The organism is Rhodocyclaceae bacterium (assembly GCA_020248265.1).
GTDB lineage: Bacteria > Pseudomonadota > Gammaproteobacteria > Burkholderiales > CAIKXV01 > CAIKXV01.
Map to the genome: position 1 here is coordinate 40,165 of JADCHX010000019.1, position 17,469 is coordinate 57,633.

At 66.1% G+C, this 17,469-nt stretch carries 16 protein-coding genes and 1 tRNA gene; 5 read left to right on the top strand and 12 right to left on the bottom strand.

What is annotated here, in order from left to right:
* Positions 1–440 precede the first annotated feature (440 nt).
* A complete protein-coding gene (locus ING98_16260; protein ID MCA3103421.1) occupies positions 441–1,088 on the top strand; it encodes a hypothetical protein in 648 nt (215 codons plus the stop codon).
* Here the strand turns inward: ING98_16260 and ING98_16265 are convergent.
* From ING98_16265 to ispB, 9 genes are all read right to left on the bottom strand, one after another.
* A complete protein-coding gene (locus ING98_16265; GenBank protein MCA3103422.1) occupies positions 1,058–2,200 on the bottom strand; it encodes a ribonucleotide-diphosphate reductase subunit beta in 1,143 nt (380 codons plus the stop codon). The genes ING98_16260 and ING98_16265 overlap by 31 nt on opposite strands.
* 37 nt (positions 2,201–2,237) lie before the next feature.
* Positions 2,238–5,141, bottom strand: coding sequence for a ribonucleoside-diphosphate reductase subunit alpha (locus tag ING98_16270; protein ID MCA3103423.1), 2,904 nt, complete (start codon positions 5,139–5,141; stop codon positions 2,238–2,240).
* Positions 5,142–5,459: 318 nt separating this feature from the next.
* The gene (locus tag ING98_16275; GenBank protein MCA3103424.1) at positions 5,460–6,353 is read right to left on the bottom strand and encodes a histone deacetylase; all 894 of its coding nucleotides are present in this window, start codon (positions 6,351–6,353) and stop codon (positions 5,460–5,462) included.
* A gap of 5 nt (positions 6,354–6,358) precedes the next feature.
* On the bottom strand, positions 6,359–7,102 hold the full coding sequence (gene ampD / locus ING98_16280; protein ID MCA3103425.1) for a 1,6-anhydro-N-acetylmuramyl-L-alanine amidase AmpD: 744 nt from the start codon (positions 7,100–7,102) through the stop codon (positions 6,359–6,361).
* A 1,255-nt stretch (positions 7,103–8,357) separates the two neighbouring features.
* Positions 8,358–9,980, bottom strand: a complete 1,623-nt coding sequence (locus tag ING98_16285) for a two-component sensor histidine kinase (protein ID MCA3103426.1) — start codon at positions 9,978–9,980, stop codon at positions 8,358–8,360.
* Between the two features lie 2 nt (positions 9,981–9,982).
* A complete protein-coding gene (locus ING98_16290) occupies positions 9,983–10,198 on the bottom strand; it encodes a hypothetical protein (protein ID MCA3103427.1) in 216 nt (71 codons plus the stop codon).
* A gap of 25 nt (positions 10,199–10,223) precedes the next feature.
* On the bottom strand, positions 10,224–10,763 hold the full coding sequence (locus ING98_16295) for a carboxymuconolactone decarboxylase family protein (protein MCA3103428.1): 540 nt from the start codon (positions 10,761–10,763) through the stop codon (positions 10,224–10,226).
* 26 nt (positions 10,764–10,789) lie between these two features.
* Positions 10,790–10,866 (bottom strand) — tRNA-Pro (locus ING98_16300).
* 81 nt (positions 10,867–10,947) lie between these two features.
* Positions 10,948–11,910 (bottom strand): octaprenyl diphosphate synthase, encoded by a 963-nt coding sequence (gene ispB / locus ING98_16305; protein ID MCA3103429.1) that lies wholly within the window; start codon positions 11,908–11,910, stop codon positions 10,948–10,950.
* 252 nt (positions 11,911–12,162) lie between these two features.
* Between ispB and rplU the strand changes: the two genes are divergently transcribed.
* From rplU to ING98_16325, 4 genes are all read left to right on the top strand, one after another.
* Entirely contained in the window at positions 12,163–12,474 is a 312-nt protein-coding gene (gene rplU, locus ING98_16310; protein ID MCA3103430.1) for a 50S ribosomal protein L21, read from the top strand.
* 31 nt (positions 12,475–12,505) lie between these two features.
* A complete protein-coding gene (rpmA, locus tag ING98_16315) occupies positions 12,506–12,763 on the top strand; it encodes a 50S ribosomal protein L27 (protein MCA3103431.1) in 258 nt (85 codons plus the stop codon).
* 80 nt (positions 12,764–12,843) lie between these two features.
* Positions 12,844–13,887, top strand: a complete 1,044-nt coding sequence (obgE, locus tag ING98_16320; GenBank protein ID MCA3103432.1) for a GTPase ObgE — start codon at positions 12,844–12,846, stop codon at positions 13,885–13,887.
* 27 nt (positions 13,888–13,914) lie between these two features.
* Positions 13,915–15,093, top strand: a complete 1,179-nt coding sequence (locus ING98_16325; GenBank protein MCA3103433.1) for a glutamate 5-kinase — start codon at positions 13,915–13,917, stop codon at positions 15,091–15,093.
* A gap of 31 nt (positions 15,094–15,124) precedes the next feature.
* Here the strand turns inward: ING98_16325 and ING98_16330 are convergent, their stop codons facing one another.
* From ING98_16330 to ING98_16340, 3 genes are all read right to left on the bottom strand, one after another.
* Entirely contained in the window at positions 15,125–15,706 is a 582-nt protein-coding gene (locus ING98_16330) for a hypothetical protein (protein MCA3103434.1), read from the bottom strand.
* Positions 15,707–15,880: 174 nt separating this feature from the next.
* Positions 15,881–16,468 carry an RNA pyrophosphohydrolase gene (locus tag ING98_16335; protein MCA3103435.1) on the bottom strand — a complete coding sequence of 196 codons (588 nt, stop codon included), beginning with the start codon at positions 16,466–16,468 and terminating at the stop codon, positions 15,881–15,883.
* 103 nt (positions 16,469–16,571) lie between these two features.
* Positions 16,572–17,288 (bottom strand): spermidine synthase, encoded by a 717-nt coding sequence (locus ING98_16340; protein ID MCA3103436.1) that lies wholly within the window; start codon positions 17,286–17,288, stop codon positions 16,572–16,574.
* Positions 17,289–17,469: the final 181 nt, after the last annotated feature.

Sequence of the window (17,469 nt, forward strand, 5' to 3'; positions counted from 1 at the left end):
CTGAGCATGGGGCTCGTCTGGCGGACGCTATCGCCCCATAAACAAGCACTTCTCACGAAAACGCGAACGTATTCCCGACCGTCGCATAGGGTCAATGCAGAACCTGTCCGCACGCTCATCCCTGAAATTATTTTCTTTGACAATCAATGCGTTACATTGATTTGCAGAGAAATCGGACGGTGACGATAGGCGCAGTTCGGTCGGTCTGCTATTCTTTTCTCGCAGCCCACAAGGCTGGCGGAAGCAACTCCAGACTGTCGAACCAGTGTTTCTCGATCAGGCGACAGCCGATGTGAAAGCCTCGGCGGTACGCCTGAAAGAAGGGTCGGCAGAGCTTCGAAATCGCAGCCGGTCAACGCCCGAATATCGGGAAGGGCCAGGCACCCGGCACGGTAACCGGCCGGGGCGCTGCGAGTGATGAAGCAGGCGCTGTAACCGGGTTGACCATAGTTGCCGTCGCGGGCTTCGCTATCGACTTCCCAACTGCAGGCTTTTCCGGAGTTCTGACGACCGCCGGTCCTGGGGCTGTCTTTTTTTGTGCGCTCTTCCTGGGCACCGCCTTCGCCATCGACTTCGCGACAGCCTTCGCCACCGCCTTCACCACCGCAGGCTGCGCGTGCGCACGCGAGGGAGCCCTGCCGGCTGCTTCCTTGCCGCCCTTGCCGGCCGCCTTGCCACCACCTTTCTTCGCAGCCTTCTTTGCGGCCTTCCGGGCAGCCTTCTTTGCCGCCTTGGCGGTAGATTTCTTCGCGACCTTCTTCGCGGTCTTGCCGACTGCTTTCTTCGCGCTCTTCGCAAGGGCCTTCTTCGGCGCCGCTTTCTTGGCTGGCGTGCGTGCGACCTTCGCCACCTTCTTGGCCGCCTTGCGGGTCGCTTTCTTCGCGACCTTCTTCGCCACCTTCTTGGCGGGTACGCGCCCCGGAGCCTTCCCCGTCGCCTTCTTGGCAACCGGTCGTGCCGTTTTCTTCGCCGTGGATTTCCGTGCAACCTTCTTCGCGACTTTCTTGGCCATCAGTGACTCCCGCTGTGAGAACTGGGGTGGATTAACGAGCGCACTTCATTCCCAGGACAGTGCGCCGCCGGTCTGATACTCGATGACACGCGCCTCGAAGAAGTTGCGTTCCTTCTTGAGGTCGATCATTTCGCTCATCCAGGGGAAGGGATTATTCGCACCGGGGAAGAGAGGCTCGAGCCCGATCTGCTGGCATCGACGATTGGAAATATACCGCAGATACTCCTTGAACATCGGCGCATTAAGGCCGAGAACGCCGCGCGGCATCGTGTCTTCCGCGTAGCGGTACTCGAGTTCGACAGCGGTGTTCATCAGTTGCCGCATCTCTTCGCGGAACTCCGGCGTCCAGAGGTGCGGGTTCTCCGCCTTCACCGTGTTGATCAGGTCGATGCCGAAGTTGCAGTGCATCGACTCGTCGCGAAGGATGTACTGGTACTGCTCCGCCGCGCCGGTCATCTTGTTCTGGCGGCCGAGCGCCAGGATCTGTACGAAGCCCACGTAGAAGAACAGGCCTTCCATGATGCAGGCGAAGACGATCAGGCTCTTGAGCAATTTCTGGTCGGCTTCCGGCGTGCCGGTGCGAAACGCCGGGTTGGTCAGCGTGTCGATGAAGGGAATCAGGAACTCGTCCTTGGCCCGGATCGAAGCGACTTCATGGTAGGCGTTGAACACCTCGCTCTCGTCGAGGCCGAGCGACTCGACGATGTACTGGTAGGCGTGCGTATGGATCGCCTCCTCGAACGCCTGGCGCAGCAGATACTGCCGGCACTCCGGCGCCGTGATGTGACGATAGGTACCAAGCACGATGTTGTTGGCTGCGAGCGAATCCGCGGTCACGAAGAATCCGAGGTTGCGCTTGACCAGCCTGCGCTCGTCCTCGGTCAGGCCGTTCGGATCCTTCCAGAGCGCGATATCGCGGCTCATCTGGATCTCCTGCGGCATCCAGTGGTTCGCGCAGGCGTCGAGGTACTTCTTCCATGCCCATTCGTACTTGAACGGAACCAGCTGGTTCACGTCGGTCTGGCCGTTGATGATCCGCTTGTCGTCCGCGGATACACGGCGCGCCGCGGCGGCGACCGCCGGCGTGGCGGCCGCTGGTGCCTCCGCCGTGTCGAGGCTGCGCCCGATCGCCCGCTGGGCCAGCTGCGCCCCGGCTGTGGCGCCGAAATCTTCTTCGAATGAAAGCATGAGTCTCTTTTCCTTGTGAATCAGTCGATAGCCAGGGTCACTGGCAGGCTTCGCAATCAGGATTGTCGATGGAGCAGAACTTCGCGTCGGTGGCCGGCAGCGGATCGGCGGACGCCGCCATCGCACCGCCCGCCGCGCCGCCGTTCACCGCGACCGCATTGAGCTGGCCGGCCTTGATCGTGGACTTCTCGGCGGACGTGGCACCGATCGTGCGCAGGTAGTAGGTGGTCTTCAGGCCGCGCAGCCACGCCAGCTTGTAAGTGTCGTCGAGCCGCTTGCCCGACGCGCCGGCCATGTAGATGTTCAGCGACTGCGACTGGTCGATCCACTTCTGGCGCCGGGCCGCGGCCTCGACCAGCCAGGACGGATCGACCTCGAACGCGGTCGCATACAGGCTGCGCACTTCGGCCGGGATGCGGTCGATCTTCGCCAGGCTGCCATCGAAGTACTTGAGGTCGGAGATCATCACCTCGTCCCACATGCCGAGCTTCTTCAGGTCGCGCACGAGGTACTCGTTGACCACGGTGAACTCGCCCGACAGGTTCGACTTCACATACAGGTTCTGGAAGGTCGGCTCGATGCACTGTGACACGCCGGTGATGTTGGCGATGGTGGCGGTCGGAGCGATCGCCATCGTGTTCGAGTTGCGCATGCCGTGGCGCGCTATCCGCGCGCGCAGCGCGTCCCAGTCCAGGGTAGCCGACTCGTCGCACTCGACGAAACCGCCCCGCTCCTCGCGCAGCAGGCGGATCGTGTCGATCGGCAGGATGCCGCGGTCCCAGAGGGAGCCCTTGAACGTCGCGTAACGGCCCCGCTCGGCGGCGAGCTCGGTCGATGCCCAGATCGCGTAGTACGAAATGGCCTCCATCGAGCGATCGGCGAATTCGACCGCTTCCTGCGACGCGGTCGGGATGCGCAGTTCGTGCAGGCAGTCCTGGAAGCCCATCAGGCCGATGCCGACCGGACGATGCTTCATGTTCGAATTGCGCGCCTTGTTGACCGCGTAGTAGTTCAGGTCGATCACGTTGTCGAGCATGCGCATCGCGACGTTGATCGTACGCTGCAGCTTCTCGTGGTCGATGACCTCCTTGCCGCCGTCGAGCTTGAGGTGCGCTTTCAGGTTCACCGAACCCAGGTTGCACACCGCGGTCTCTGCATCGCTCGTGTTCAGCGTGATCTCGGTGCAGAGGTTGGAGCTGTGCACCACGCCGACATGCTGCTGCGGCGAACGGATGTTGCACGGATCCTTGAAGGTGATCCAGGGATGTCCCGTCTCGAACAGCATCGAGAGCATCTTCCGCCACAGTTGCAGCGCCGGGATCTTCTTGAACAGCCGGATCTCGCCGGCGGCCGCCTTGTCTTCATAGCGAAGGTAGGCTTTCTCGAACGCTGCGCCGAACTTGTCATGCAGGTCGGGCACGTCGGCCGGCGAGAACAGCGTCCACTCGCCAGCATTCATCACCCGCTTCATGAACAGGTCGGGAATCCAGTTCGCCGTATTCATGTCGTGCGTCCGGCGACGGTCATCGCCGGTGTTCTTGCGCAGTTCGAGGAACTCTTCGATGTCCAGGTGCCAGGTCTCGAGGTAGGAACACACCGCGCCCTTGCGCTTGCCGCCCTGGTTCACCGCGACGGCGGTGTCGTTGACTACCTTGAGAAACGGGACCACGCCCTGGCTCTTGCCGTTGGTGCCCTTGATGTGCGAGCCCAGGGCGCGCACCGGCGTCCAGTCGTTGCCGAGACCGCCGGCGAACTTCTGGAGCATCGCGTTCTCCTTGATGGCCTCGTAGATGCCATCGAGGTTGTCGGCGACGGTCGTCAGGTAGCAGGACGACATCTGACTGTGCCGGGTACCCGAGTTGAACAGCGTGGGCGTCGAACTCATGTAGTCGAAAGACGACAGCACGTTGTAGAACTCGATCGCCCGCGCCTCGCGGTCGATCTCGCCCAGCGCGAGCCCCATCGCGACGCGCATGAAGAACGTCTGCGGCATCTCGATCCGCCGTTCGTCGATGTGCAGGAAGTACCGGTCGTACAGGATCTGCAGCCCGAGGTAGTCGAACTTCAGGTCGTTGTCGGCGATCAGCGCGCGACCGAGGCGCTCGAGGTCGTACTGACCGAGGCGCTCGTCGAGCAGTTGTGCCGCGACCCCTTCGCGGATCAGGCGCGGAAAGGCCAGCGCGTAGCCCTCCTTCATCTGCGCATGGGTCTTCTCCTCGCCCAGTGTCTCGATGCGCAGATCGTTCAGCAGCAGGCGCGCGGTGACATAGCTGTACCCGGGTTCCTGCTCGATCAGCGCGCGGGCCGAAAGCACCGCCGACTTGCGTACTTCGCCGATCGGCACGCCGTCGTACAGGTCGCGCAGGGTCGCGTCCATGATCGTGCCGGCGTTCGTCTCGGGCAGCCCCTGGCAGGCCTCCTCGATCAGGCCCTTCAGCCATGCGAAATCGAGCGGTACGAGTTCGCCGTCGACCTTCACCCGGATCGGTGCAGCGGCTGCCGGCGCGCCGGCAGCCGGTTGCGCCTTGCGCAGTTCCGCACGGGTGCGCGCGCGCTCTTCGCGGTAAAGGACGTACGAGCGTGCCACCTCGTGCAGGCCCGACCGCATCAGCGACAGTTCGACCTGGTCCTGAATGTCCTCGATATGAAAGGTGCCCCCGTGGGGCTGGCGCCGCAGCAATGCGTTGATTGCCATGTTCGTCAGCTGAGCGACCTGCTCGCGCACGCGTGCCGAACCTGCTGCCTGCGAACCGTCGACAGCCAGGAATGCCTTGGTCATCGCGATGGCGATCTTGCCGGGCTCGAAGCCGACGACGGCCCCGTTGCGGCGGATGACCTTGTACTGCGCGTAGCGTGCATCGGCCGGTGCGAGCGCCGCCTCGGTGACGGATACCGGCATCGCCGGCGTGGCCTGAGGCGGAAGTTCGCTCGCTGTCTGCATTGCTTGTCTCCAGTTCGATACATCAAAAGAACGGCGGTGCGCCGATGGGCTGGCGGGGATGGCACCGCCCGCCAGGCTCCACACCGTGGACCGCCGTTGCCGCGCAGAGCAGGGCGACCCCACATCTTGTGTGCAAACCCGCCCCGCCTCACTATAGCTACCCTGTCACCCACAACATCTAGTGGATGTACGTTGTTCTGTCTCTAATTCTAGGGGTTTCGACCGGATCGTCAAGCAAGTGACGGTGATTTTTTTCTCGTGCCGCAGCCTGCCCCGGCTTGCCAGCACCGATGCCGTGCTGCAGCAAACCCCGGGCAGTCAGCAACCGGCGGCGATTCGCACCGTTTGCAGGTGGATGTCGACTGTCTCGTCGATGTCGCGCGCATAGCCACCGGCCATGCAGGCAGCGATGGGCAGGCCTGCTCGCGCGCAACGGCCGAACACCAGGCGGTCTCGCGTGGCAAGGCCCTCGCGCGACAGCGACAGGCGCCCCAGCCGGTCGCCCGCGTAGGGGTCGGCTCCGGCCAGGAAGATCGCCAGCCCCGCGCGTGCCGCGGCAAACGCGTGGTCGAGGCCGCGATCCAGGCGCTCGAGGTATTCGGCATCATCGGTGCCGTCGTCGAGTTCGATGTCGAGGTCGCTCGATTGCTTGACGAAGGGGTAGTTGTTCCGGCCGTGGATGGAAAAGGTGAATACCGACGCATCCCCTGCCAGGATGGACGCCGTGCCGTCCCCCTGGTGCACGTCGCAGTCGATGACGAGCACCTGTCGTGCATGGCGTGCGGCCTGCATCGCCGCCGCGGCGATGGCGGCATCGTTGAACACGCAGTATCCGGCGCCGCGGTCGCGAAAGGCGTGGTGCGTGCCGCCGGCCAGGTTGACGGCCGTGCCGTCGGCGAGCGCGGCGCGGCAGGCGGCGATCGTTGCACCGGCGGAACGACGCGAGCGCTCGACCATCTCCGGCGACCACGGGAAACCGATGTCCCGCTGCTGCCGCGCCGTCAGCGTACCGGTCGCCACCGCCTGCAGCCAGGCGGCATCGTGCGCCCGCAGGATCTCCTCGTCGCTGGCGGCAGGCGCCAGTTCAAGCCGGACGGCGTCCGGCGGCAGTTCGGCGCTGACCCGCGCCCGCAGCCGGGCATACTTCTCCATCGGGAATCGGTGTCCCGGCGGCAGCGGCAGCACGAAGCTGTCGCTGTAATACGCGCGCACGTGCGTCAGCCCGCCATCGCAGCGTGCAGGCGCTGCCAGTCGAAGTACGGGCCCGGATCGGTCTTCCGGCCGGGGGCAATGTCGCTGTGGCCGGCAACATCGCCGAGCGGATACCGCATGCGCAGCGTCCGCACCAGACGCCCGAGTACGTCGTACTGTGCGGGTTCGAAAGGGTCCTCGTCGCTGCCTTCGAGTTCGACACCGATCGAGTAGTCGTTGCACCGGGCACGTCCCTGGAAGCTCGACACGCCAGCGTGCCAGGCGCGCTTGCCGCACGCAACGAACTGGATCAGTTCGCCGTCTCGTCGCACCAGGAAATGGGCGGACACGCGCAGGCCGCGCAAGGGTCCGAAATACGGATGCGCATCGGAGTCAAGCCGGTTCAGGAACAGGTCGACGATCGCGTCGCCGCCGTAGACCCGCGGCGGCAGGCTGATGTTGTGCACCACCAGCAGGTCCAGCGTCGTACCCCGAGGACGGGCGTCAAAATTGGGCGAAGGCACCTGGCGCGCGGCGCGCACCCGCCCGGCGCGGTCGATCGCGGCTGGCGCTGTCACCCTTGTCCTGCGCTCGCCGTCATTCGATGCCAAGCCGCTCCATCCGATAGCGAAGCTGGCGGAACGAGATGCCGAGGATCCTGGCCGCCGCCGTCCGGTTGTAGCGGGTCTTCTCGAGGGCTTCCAGGATCGCCTGCCTCTCGAGGGTGGCAAGGTAGTCTTCCAGTGGCAGGCCGCGGATGTCGGCAACATCGACCGCCACGGGCTTCAGCTGCAGATCGTCGCGGGTGATCTCGCTGCCCGAGCACAGGGCGAGCGCCCGCTCGAGGACGTTCTCGAGTTCACGCACGTTTCCAGGGAATGGATAGTCCTCGAGCGCGCGCAGCGCCGCACCCGACAGTGTCGGGGCGCGGGTGCCATCCTGCGCGCCGCGCCGCCGGAGGAACTCCCCGGCCAGCAGGCCGATGTCCTCCTGCATGTCGCGCAGCGCGGGCATCTTCAGTTCGATCACGTTCAGCCGGTAGAACAGATCCTGCCGGAAGCGCCCGGCCTTCACTTCCTCGGAGAGATCCTTGTGCGTGGCCGAGATCACCCGGACATCGACCGGATCTTCCTGCGGCGAGCCGACCTTGCGCACGCGCTTTTCCTGGATCGCGCGCAGCAGCTTGACCTGCATCAGCAACGGCAGCTCGGCCACTTCGTCGAGGAACAGCGTACCGCCATCCGCGGCCTGGAAGAATCCGCCGCGTTCGCTGTCGGCGCCCGTGAACGCGCCCTTTCGATAGCCGAAGAACTCGCTCTCGACCAGGTTCTCCGGGAGCGCACCACAGTTGACCGGCACGAACGGACGCTCATGGCGCACGCTCTTCTGGTGGATCAGCTTGGCCGCGAGTTCCTTGCCGCAACCGGACTCCCCCGAGATGTGGATCGGCGCCTGGCTGCGCGCGAGGCGATCGATCATCTGCCGCGCCTGGCGCATCGAGGCGCTCTCGCCAAGCAGCGCATGCGCGACGGGCGCGCCAATGACCGACGCGCCAATGACCGGCGCGCCACCGGCCACCGCATCCTTGTCTTCGGAAAGTTTCAGCGCCGACTTGACCAGCGCCCGCAGCTGATTCACCTGCACTGGCTTGGGCAGGTAGTCGAAGGCACCGGCCTTGAGCGAGGCCACGGCGTTCTCGGCGCTGCCGAAGGCGGTGATCACTGCCACCGGCATCTGCGGCCAGAAGCGCGAGGTGTACTCGAGCAGCGCAAGCCCGTCGCCGTCGGGCAGCCGCATGTCGGTAAGGCAAAGGTCGTAATGATGCTTCTGCAGCAACCGGCGCGCCTCGAATTCACTCTCGGCCGAGTCGGTGGCGAGGCCCATCCGGTTGAGCGTGAGGCTCAGCAGTTCGCGGATGTCGGCCTCATCATCGACGATCAGGGCGCGCGCGTTCATCGGTGCCGGTTCGTCCGCGCCAGGCATTCGTGCTGCCCTGCCGGATATACGGAATCCACGGAATGGACTTCATGCATGATTCGACTCTGAGGCAGCCTGGCATTGCAGGGTGAACCGGGTCGGTAGCGGCCCGGCAGCGAACTCGAGCGTACCGCCATTGGCATCGGCCAATTCGCGCGCCAAGTATAGACCGAGCCCGGTGCCGCTACTGGCCGTGGTGAAGAACGGTTCGAACATGTGCTGCTGCACGGCCGGCGGGATGCCCGGGCCATCGTCGAGCACGTCGATGAACACGCTCGCCGGCCCGGCGCAGCGCACCGCTATGCGGATGCTGCCGGCCGACTGGCTGCCGTGGCGCAGCGCATTGCGGCAGAGGTTCCACATCACCTGATTCAGGTGGCTGCGATCGAACTGCACGCCGAGCGGTCCTTCGGCCTCGACCACCAGCACCGACCGATCGATGCGTTCGTTGTCGCAGAACTCGATCGCGAAGGTGCCGAGGTAGCTGCCCAACTCGACGCTCTCGCGATGAACGCGGTCGCGCCGGTTCAGCTTCAGCACCTCCTGCACCATGCCGTCGATCCGGTGCGTGTTGTCATGGATGATCTGCAACAGGCGCGCATCGGTGGCGCTGGCCGACTCCGCTTCCTGCAGCAATTCGGTCGCATGGTTGATCGCCGAGAGCGGGTTGCGGATCTCGTGCGCGATGTTCGCGGTAAGCCTGCCCAGGGCCGCCAGCTTCAGCTGTTGCGCTTCGGCCTGAATGCGCGACAGATCCTCCAGGAACAGTACCGACCGCCCGACCGCGCCGCCGCCGACCGGAACCACGCGCAGGCCGACTTCGCGCAGGGCGGGCTTGCCGGGCTGCGGCAGCCGCAGCGCCTTCGCCAGCGGCACCCGATCGTGCTGCCAGCGCGCATGGGCCTCGGCCACCTGCGGCGAATACTCGCTCAGCGTGGCATGGCGTTCCGGCAGGCCGCGCCCGCCGAGCAGTTCGACCGCCCGGCTGTTGATCTGGCGGATGATCCCTCGCTCGTCGACCACCACTACGCCGTCCTGCATGTCCTGGATGATCAGCTTGTTGACCTCGGCCAGGTTCGCGAGATCGACGCCCCGCTGCGCCGCCAGGCGCTCGCTCGCGACTGCGTAACCCGCCAGGGAGCGTGCCAGGAACGCAGTGGCGAAGTAGCAGATGCTGAGCAGCCCGGCCTGCACGAACTGCGCGGGCCGGTCCGGATCCGACAGGACACTCCATGCCTGCTCGCCGAGCACGGAGAGCGATCCCACCGCCGCGTAGAACAGCATCATCCGGCCCCGGCTGATCAGCGCAGCGCCCGCCTGCGACGCCAGCAGCAGCAGCCCCAGCCCGCTGGAGAGGCCGCCGCTTGCGTGCATCGCCAGCACGACGAACAGCGCGTCGGCCACGGCGTGCGTGGTGAGCTGGGTCTCGAAGTCGGGCTTGCGCGCGAGGATCCCCACGAGGGCACTGGCCGAAAAGACGGCATAGAGGCCCATCGCCCACAGGAACAGTTGCGGCTGGCTGCGCCCGAACAACTGCTGCTGGTCGAGCAGCCAGATCGCGAGCATCACCACCGGCACCAGGCAGCGGTAGACGTTGAAGTACAGCAGCGACCGCCAGTAGTCGTCGCGGGAGGCACGACCCGCGCTCGCCACCGCCACGGCGCCCGCCATGCTCAGTGCAACCGCTCGTGTTCCCGGCTGCAGAACCGCGCGCCGCGCGCCTCCACGCTCTCAGCCTTGGGCAGGAACACACCGCAGTGCGCGCAACGGACCATATCCTCGACCGGCCGGCCAGTCTGCCGCCGGTCACGACGGGCCGCGGCACGTGCCTTCCCGGTGACCATCCAGACGATCACCGCGATCACCGCGATCAGCACCAGGTACTTGATCAAGGTGGCCCGTTTCGCGGGTGCGTCACTGTCCCGGCGCCTCGGGATCCATGTGCAGTGCTTCCAGGAAGCGCGAGACCATGTTGTAGGCACCTACGGTGGCGGTCAGTTCGACCATCTGGCGCGGGTCGAAGAACCGTGCAGTCGCGTCGAACACGGCGTCGGGCACGTGGATCTCGCGCGTCATCGAATCGGCATAGGCGATCACCGCCCGCGCACGGTCGTCGAACAGGTCCGCCGGCGGCAGCGCCAGTGCCGGAAGCGTGCGCAAGGCCTCGAGTTGCGTGTCGGACATGCCTTCCTTGCGCGCGAACGGAAGGTGCGCGGCGAATTCATAAGGCGCATCGTTGATGACGGCCACGCGCATGATCGCGAGTTCGGTGTACAGCGCCGGAACCAGACACTGCTGCCGGATCGCCGTCAGCAGATGCAACCATCCCTCCGCCACCGGCGGGCTGTTCATCAGCATCCGGTAGAGATTGAGCATCTTGCCCCCGCGCTGTTCGCGGATACGACGGGCAAGGTCCGGATGGTCTGACTCTTCGGCGTAGGCCACACGGGCCATGGGACACCTCACGGGATCAAGGCGCCTGGTCGGGGTGAGAGGATTCGAACCTCCGACTCCTGCGTCCCGAACGCAGTACTCTACCAGGCTGAGCTACACCCCGAATTTGCGCAACGACAACAAAACGACAACTGCACTGATCTGACAACCCTGCCGACCCGGGCATCGGTGGCCGGTTACCCGGTCAGACGTCTCGCGCCACAGCAAAGGCGGCGAAGTCTATCAGAGAATCGCGGAACTTCGAATCGGGAAATGAACGAATTGCATCCTGGGCACACTGTGCCTCGCGCACCGCCTGGTCGCGCGCATAGGCGAGCGACCCGCATTGCTCGAGTGCGGCCAGCACTTCGCCGAACCGCTCGACGGTGCCCTCCTCGATCACCTCGCGCAACATGACGCGCTGCGCACCAGGTGCGTTGGCGAGTGCATGGATCAGCGGCAGCGTCGACTTGCCTTCGGCGAGGTCGTCGCCGAGGTTCTTGCCGATCGAAGTCCGGTCACCCGAATAGTCCAGCACGTCGTCGATCAGCTGGAATGCGGTACCGAGGTGCATCCCGTACGCGGCGAGCGCCTGTTCTCGTGCCGGCGACTGGCGTGCAAGCACCGAGCCGAGCCGGGCGGACGCCTCGAACAGCTTCGCGGTCTTCGACCGCACCACCCGCAGGTATTCGGCCTCGGTCAGGTCGGCGTTGTGCACGCCGAGCAGTTGCAGCACTTCGCCCTCGGCGATCACGTTCGTTGCGTCGGCCAGCACCTCGAGCACCCGGAGGTCGCCGATCCCGACCATCATCTGGAAGGCGCGCGAATAGATGAAATCGCCGACCAGTACGCTGGCGGCATTGCCGAAGCTGGCATTGGCGGTCGGCCGCCCGCGGCGCAGCGACGACTCGTCGACGACGTCGTCATGCAGCAGCGTGGCCGTATGTATGAACTCGACCACCGCCGCGATCTCGAGATGGGCCCGGCCGTGGTAGCCGGAGGCGCCCGCAGCCAGCACCACAAGCGCCGGTCGCAACCGCTTGCCGCCGCTGGAGACGAGATACTCGGCGACCTGCCGGATCAGCGGCACCTCGGAGGCCAGCCTGTCGCGGATGATCTGCTCGACCGCGTCGAGGTCGGCCTTGATAAGGGTGCGGAACACTTCCATCGGGGCTCGGCGCGGGGCGCGATCGTGAGCGTCGAATTTCTTCGGCAAGCCCGATAGGATAGCAGGAGCCACTGCGGGCAGGCGTCCAGGCTGCAATGCACGCCGCAGGGATGGCCCGGGAGGCGGCGCGGCTCGTCTGCACGCCGATCGCCATCCTTTCCTTTGACTGCGGCCGATCGCGTGGGTATCATTGCGGGTTCCGTAGTTTCCGGTGTGCCGGATGCGCCGGCCAGTCTTCCCAGGAGCGTTCCCATGTATGCGGTCATCCAGACCGGTGGCAAGCAGTACCGCGTTGCCGTCGGCGATCAACTGAACATCGAGAAGCTGGCGGTTGCCGTCGGCGACGAAATCGCGCTGGACAAGGTCCTGATGGTGTCCGATGGCGAGACACTGTCCGTCGGCAAGCCGCTGCTCGAGAACGCGACGGTGAAGGCTACCGTGATCGGCGAAGGACGCGGCGACAAGGTCCATATCTTCAAGATGCGTCGGCGCAAGCATTATCGCCGCAGCCAGGGTCATCGCCAGTCGTACACCATGGTCCGCATCGACACCATCCAGGCCTGAGCCAGCGCCGGCCAGAACACAGGAGTCAGAGATGGCACACAAGAAAGCAGGCGGCAGTTCACGCAACGGCCGCGATTCACAGGCCAAACGTCTCGGCGTGAAGCGCTACGGCGGCGAAGCCGTCACCGCAGGTTCGATCATCGTCCGTCAGCGCGGCACCCGCATGCGCGCCGGCGACAACGTCGGCATCGGCCGCGACCACACCCTCTTCGCACTGGTGCAGGGGCTGGTCAAGTTCGAGCTCAAGGGCGAGCAACTGCGCACGACGGTCAGCATCGTTCCTGCCTGAGCAGGAGACCGCCCACGCGGTGACGGAGCCCTGCCGGCGACGGCAGGGCTTCTTCGTTTCCGCGCCCCGGCATCCTCCAGATGAAATTCGTCGACGAAGCGATCATCGATGTCCTGGCCGGAAACGGCGGGGACGGCGCGGCCAGCTTCCGCCGCGAGAAGTACATCCCGCGTGGCGGCCCCGACGGCGGCGACGGTGGCCGCGGCGGCAACATACACGCGGTCGCCGACCGCAACATCAACACGCTGGTCGACTTCCGTTTCGCGCGTACCCACCGCGCCGGCCATGGCGAACGCGGGATGGGTTCCGACTGCTACGGCGCGGCAGGCAAGGACATCCTGCTGCGCATGCCGGTCGGTACGCTGGTGTACGACGCCGAGACCGGCAGCCCGATCGCCGATCTGGCCAGGGACGGCGACACCGCCCTGCTCGCCCACGGCGGCAAGGGCGGGCTCGGAAACCTGCATTTCAAGTCGAGCATCAACCGGGCGCCGCGACAGTCGACGCCGGGAGAACACGGGGAGGTTCGCAAACTGCGGCTGGAACTGCGCGTGCTGGCCGACGTCGGGCTGCTGGGCATGCCCAACGCCGGAAAGTCGACGCTGATCCGCGCGGTCTCGGCAGCGCGGCCCAAGGTCGCCGATTACCCGTTCACCACGCTGCATCCCAACCTGGGCGTGGTACGGGTCGACATCGACAACAGCTTCGTGATCGCGGACATTCCCGGGCTCATCGAGGGCGCCGCCGAAGGGGCCGGCCTCGGCCACCAGTTCCTGCGCCACCTGCAGCGCACGCACCTGCTGCTGCACCTGGTCGACGTGGTGGACGATGCACAGGACCCGGTGGACGCAGTACGCAAGATCGCGCGCGAACTCGTGAAATACGATCCTGCGCTCGGCGACAAGCCACGCTGGCTCATCCTGAACAAGATCGATGCGCTGCCCGACGGAGATGCGACGAAGCTGCAGAAAGACATCGTGCGCCGACTGCGCTGGAAGGCGCCGGTGTTCTCGATCTCCGCCGTATCCGGCGAAGGCTGCCAGCCGCTGATCCGTGCGATCAGCGACCACCTCGCTGCGGCACGTGCCGCCATCGACTCCGGAACACCCTCCCCGGACGCCTGAACCACGCCCGCTTCACCCCTGCAAGCCATGACCACAGCGAACGCCGCCGCCACCGCCAGTACCACGCCGGACAGCACGGCGCTGCCGGCGTTCAGCAGCGCCCGTCGCATCGTCGTCAAGGTCGGCAGCAGCCTGGTCACGAACCGCGGCCAGGGCCTCGACCGCGAGGCACTCGCGCGCTGGGCGTCGCAGATCGCACGCCTGCGCGCCGGCGGACGCGAGATCGTGCTGGTGTCCAGCGGTGCGATCGCCGAAGGCATGCAGCGGCTGGGCTGGTCGAAGCGGCCGAGCGCGCTGCACGAACTGCAGGCGGCTGCGGCGGTCGGCCAGATGGGGCTCGCCCAGGTCTACGAAAGCTGCTTCCGTGAACACGGCCTGCTGACGTCGCAGATCCTGCTCACCCACGAAGACCTTGCCGACCGCCGCCGCTACCTCAACGCACGCAGCACGCTGGTCACCCTGCTCGGTCTGGGCGTGATCCCGATCATCAACGAGAACGATACGGTCACCACCGAGGAGATCAAGCTCGGCGACAACGACACGCTGGCATCCCTGGTCACCAACCTCATCGAGGCCGAGGCACTGGTGATACTGACCGACCAGACCGGCATCTTCACCGGCGACCCGAGGCTGGATCCCTCGGCAACCCTGCTCGCCACGGCAAGGGCTGGCGATCCGCACCTGGAGTCGATCGCCGGCGGCGTCGGCAGCGCAATCGCGCGCGGCGGCATGCTGACCAAGGTGCTCGCCGCGAAGCGGGCGGCGCGCAGCGGTGCCTACACCATCGTGGCCAGTGGCGAGGAGCCGGAAGTACTGGTGCGGCTGGCTGAAGGCGAGGCGATCGGTACGCTGCTGGTGCCCGACACCGCCCCGATGGCCGCGCGCAAGCAATGGCTTGCCGACCAGTTGCAGGTGCGCGGGCAGGTCACCGTCGATGCCGGTGCGGTGCGCGCACTGCTGGTCGAAGGCAAGAGCCTGTTGTCCATCGGCGCCACCGCGGTCAGCGGCGACTTCGACCGGGGCGAACTCGTACGCTGCATAGGCCCGGACGGCACCGAAATCGCGCGTGGGCTTGCCAACTATCCGTCTTCAGAGGTCGCGCGCATCCTCGGCGTGCGTTCCGGCGACATCGAGGTACGGCTCGGCTACGTGGTCGAGCCCGAACTGATCCATCGCGACAACCTGGTGGTGACGGCACGGCGGTAGACGCGCGCGGGCGACGGCGCGCAGCGCCCGACTAATCCCTCACGGCGCGCGGGTGGATGCCCGCCTTCAGCGCCGAGCGCAGTTCCTGCAACGAGGCCACCGGCAGCCTGGCCGGGCAGAAGATATCCCTGTGCAGGACCTCGCGCATGCCCGTCGGGTCCTGGCGATCGATCGGATTCCAGCCTGGCGCGCGCACCGGCACCCATCGACCATCGACGCTGCCGGTTGCCAGGATGATGCGCTCCCGGGATCCGCAGCGCATGGCTTCGAAGGTGACCGACCGCGCGCCGCTGGCGCTGCGTGCCACGAACGTGTAGCGGACTTCCCCCCCCGCAACGAGTTCGAGCGAACGCTGGTCGACCCAGAACCGGAGGTCCGCGCGAACCCCCTGCTGCAGCAGGATCAGGTCACGCTCTTCCGGCCAGGCCGGCAGCGCGATCGCAAGGTCCCCGCCATTGTCGCCCGCGCCCGGCAGCAGCACCTGCGGCCTGCCGTCGACGGACGCCTGCTTCGCGTCGCTGGCGGCCGGCGGGACCGCGGGGGCAACGCCAGGCCCTGCGGTACCACACCCCGTCGCCAGAAGGGCTGCGGCGATCATCACGGCCGGCAGCATGCCGGCACACAGGCGCGAGGAACAACGGACAAGCAGGACGGGGACTGGCGAATCGATGCGCATCTGGAGTCTCGGGCGGGGCAAGGTCTACGATTGTAGGCTGCGGCATGCTCCGCGATGCATCGACTGGGCCGCCCCCGCCGCGAGCCCGGCGCACGCAGGCCCAGGACGCGTTCAGGCTGCCCGGGTCTGGTCCTGCCCGGCGTCAGCCAGCGCGATCGGACGCTGGGCATCGATCTCGGCAGGGTTCAGGCCCGCATCCGGACGCAGACCCGCCGATCGCGCACCCGTGCGCGGAAGGTATCGCGCGAGTTCCGCCAGCGCGTTGTGGTAGACCTCGCGCTTGAATTCGACGACCGATTCGACCGGGATCCAGTAGTCGCTCCACCGCCATGCGTCGAATTCAGGCCGTTCGTTGGCGCGCAGGCGCACGTCGCAGTCGCGCCCGGTCAGCCGCAACAGGAACCAGATCTGTTTCTGGCCACGGTAGAGACCGCGCGAATCGCGCCGGGTCCATTGCTCGGGCACGTCGTAGCGCAGCCACTCGCGGGTACGGCCGAGGATGCGCACATGGCACGACTGCAGGCCGACCTCTTCCTCGAGTTCGCGGTACATGGCCTGTTCCGGCGTCTCGCCGCGCTTCATGCCGCCTTGCGGGAACTGCCAGGCGTCCTCGCGCACGCGCTTGCCCCAGAACACCTGGTTGCGGGTGTTGCTCAGGATGATGCCCACATTCAGGCGATAGCCATCGCGATCGATCACCGCATGCCCCCGGATCCGGCGTCACGTGAGAACTTTACGGACGTGACGGAATTTTTTCACATTTCTTGCGTTGTGGGTAGCTGCCCTTGCGGCAAAGCGATACTCAGATCAGCAGGCGATTCTCGCTGTAGGGGTTGGCCTGGCGAAGGGCTTCGACGAAAGTGCCGAATTCCAGTCCGTACACCTGCTCGAGCCGGCGGGCGCGGTCGCGCAGGTGCTGCCAGCGCCAGTCGCCGTCAGCCGTTGCGAACCCGAAGGCGATCATGTTGCCCGGCCGCGCGACCGGCAGCAGCAGCACCCGCCCGGAAAAAGCGTCGAGGAAACGGTCACGATAGACCGGATACTCCGGCGCGTTGCTCCAGAGATTCACCGCACACACACCCTCCCGGCTGAGGGCTGCTGCAGTGGCAGCGAAGAAATCCGCGGTCGCACAGGCGGCTACCTGCCGATGCTCGTCGTACACATCGACCAGCAGCAGGTCGACCGCACCGGCGACGCCGCTGGCCAGGCAGGCCACCGCATCCCCGAGCGTCACGGTGAGCCGCTCATCGTCCGGCGGCAGTGCGAAATGCGACCGGGCCACCGCAATCACGTCGGGATTCGCATCGACGGCCTGCAGTCTGCATCCGGGCAGCCGATGATGGATGTACTTGGCGAGTGACCCGCCGCCCAGTCCGAGCAGCAGTGCGCGCTTCGGATCGGGCCGCAACAGCAGGCTGCACAGCATGGCCCGGGTGTACGCGAGTTCGAGGCGTACCGGGTCCGACAGGCGCATCGCGCTCTGGATGGTCTCGCTGCCGCCAAGGTACAGCCGCCGCACGCCTGCCTCGTCGCGGTAACGTACCGCGTCCGTCCCGCCGGCTCTGCGTCCCGCCCGGTCACGCCACCAGTCCACTGCACCTCCCCGAACACTCGACGATCGCCGAAAGGATCGGCACGGCACGCCAACGGCACGACGGAACACCCGTAAAATCAGGGGGCTTGCACGGCCGGGACAATTC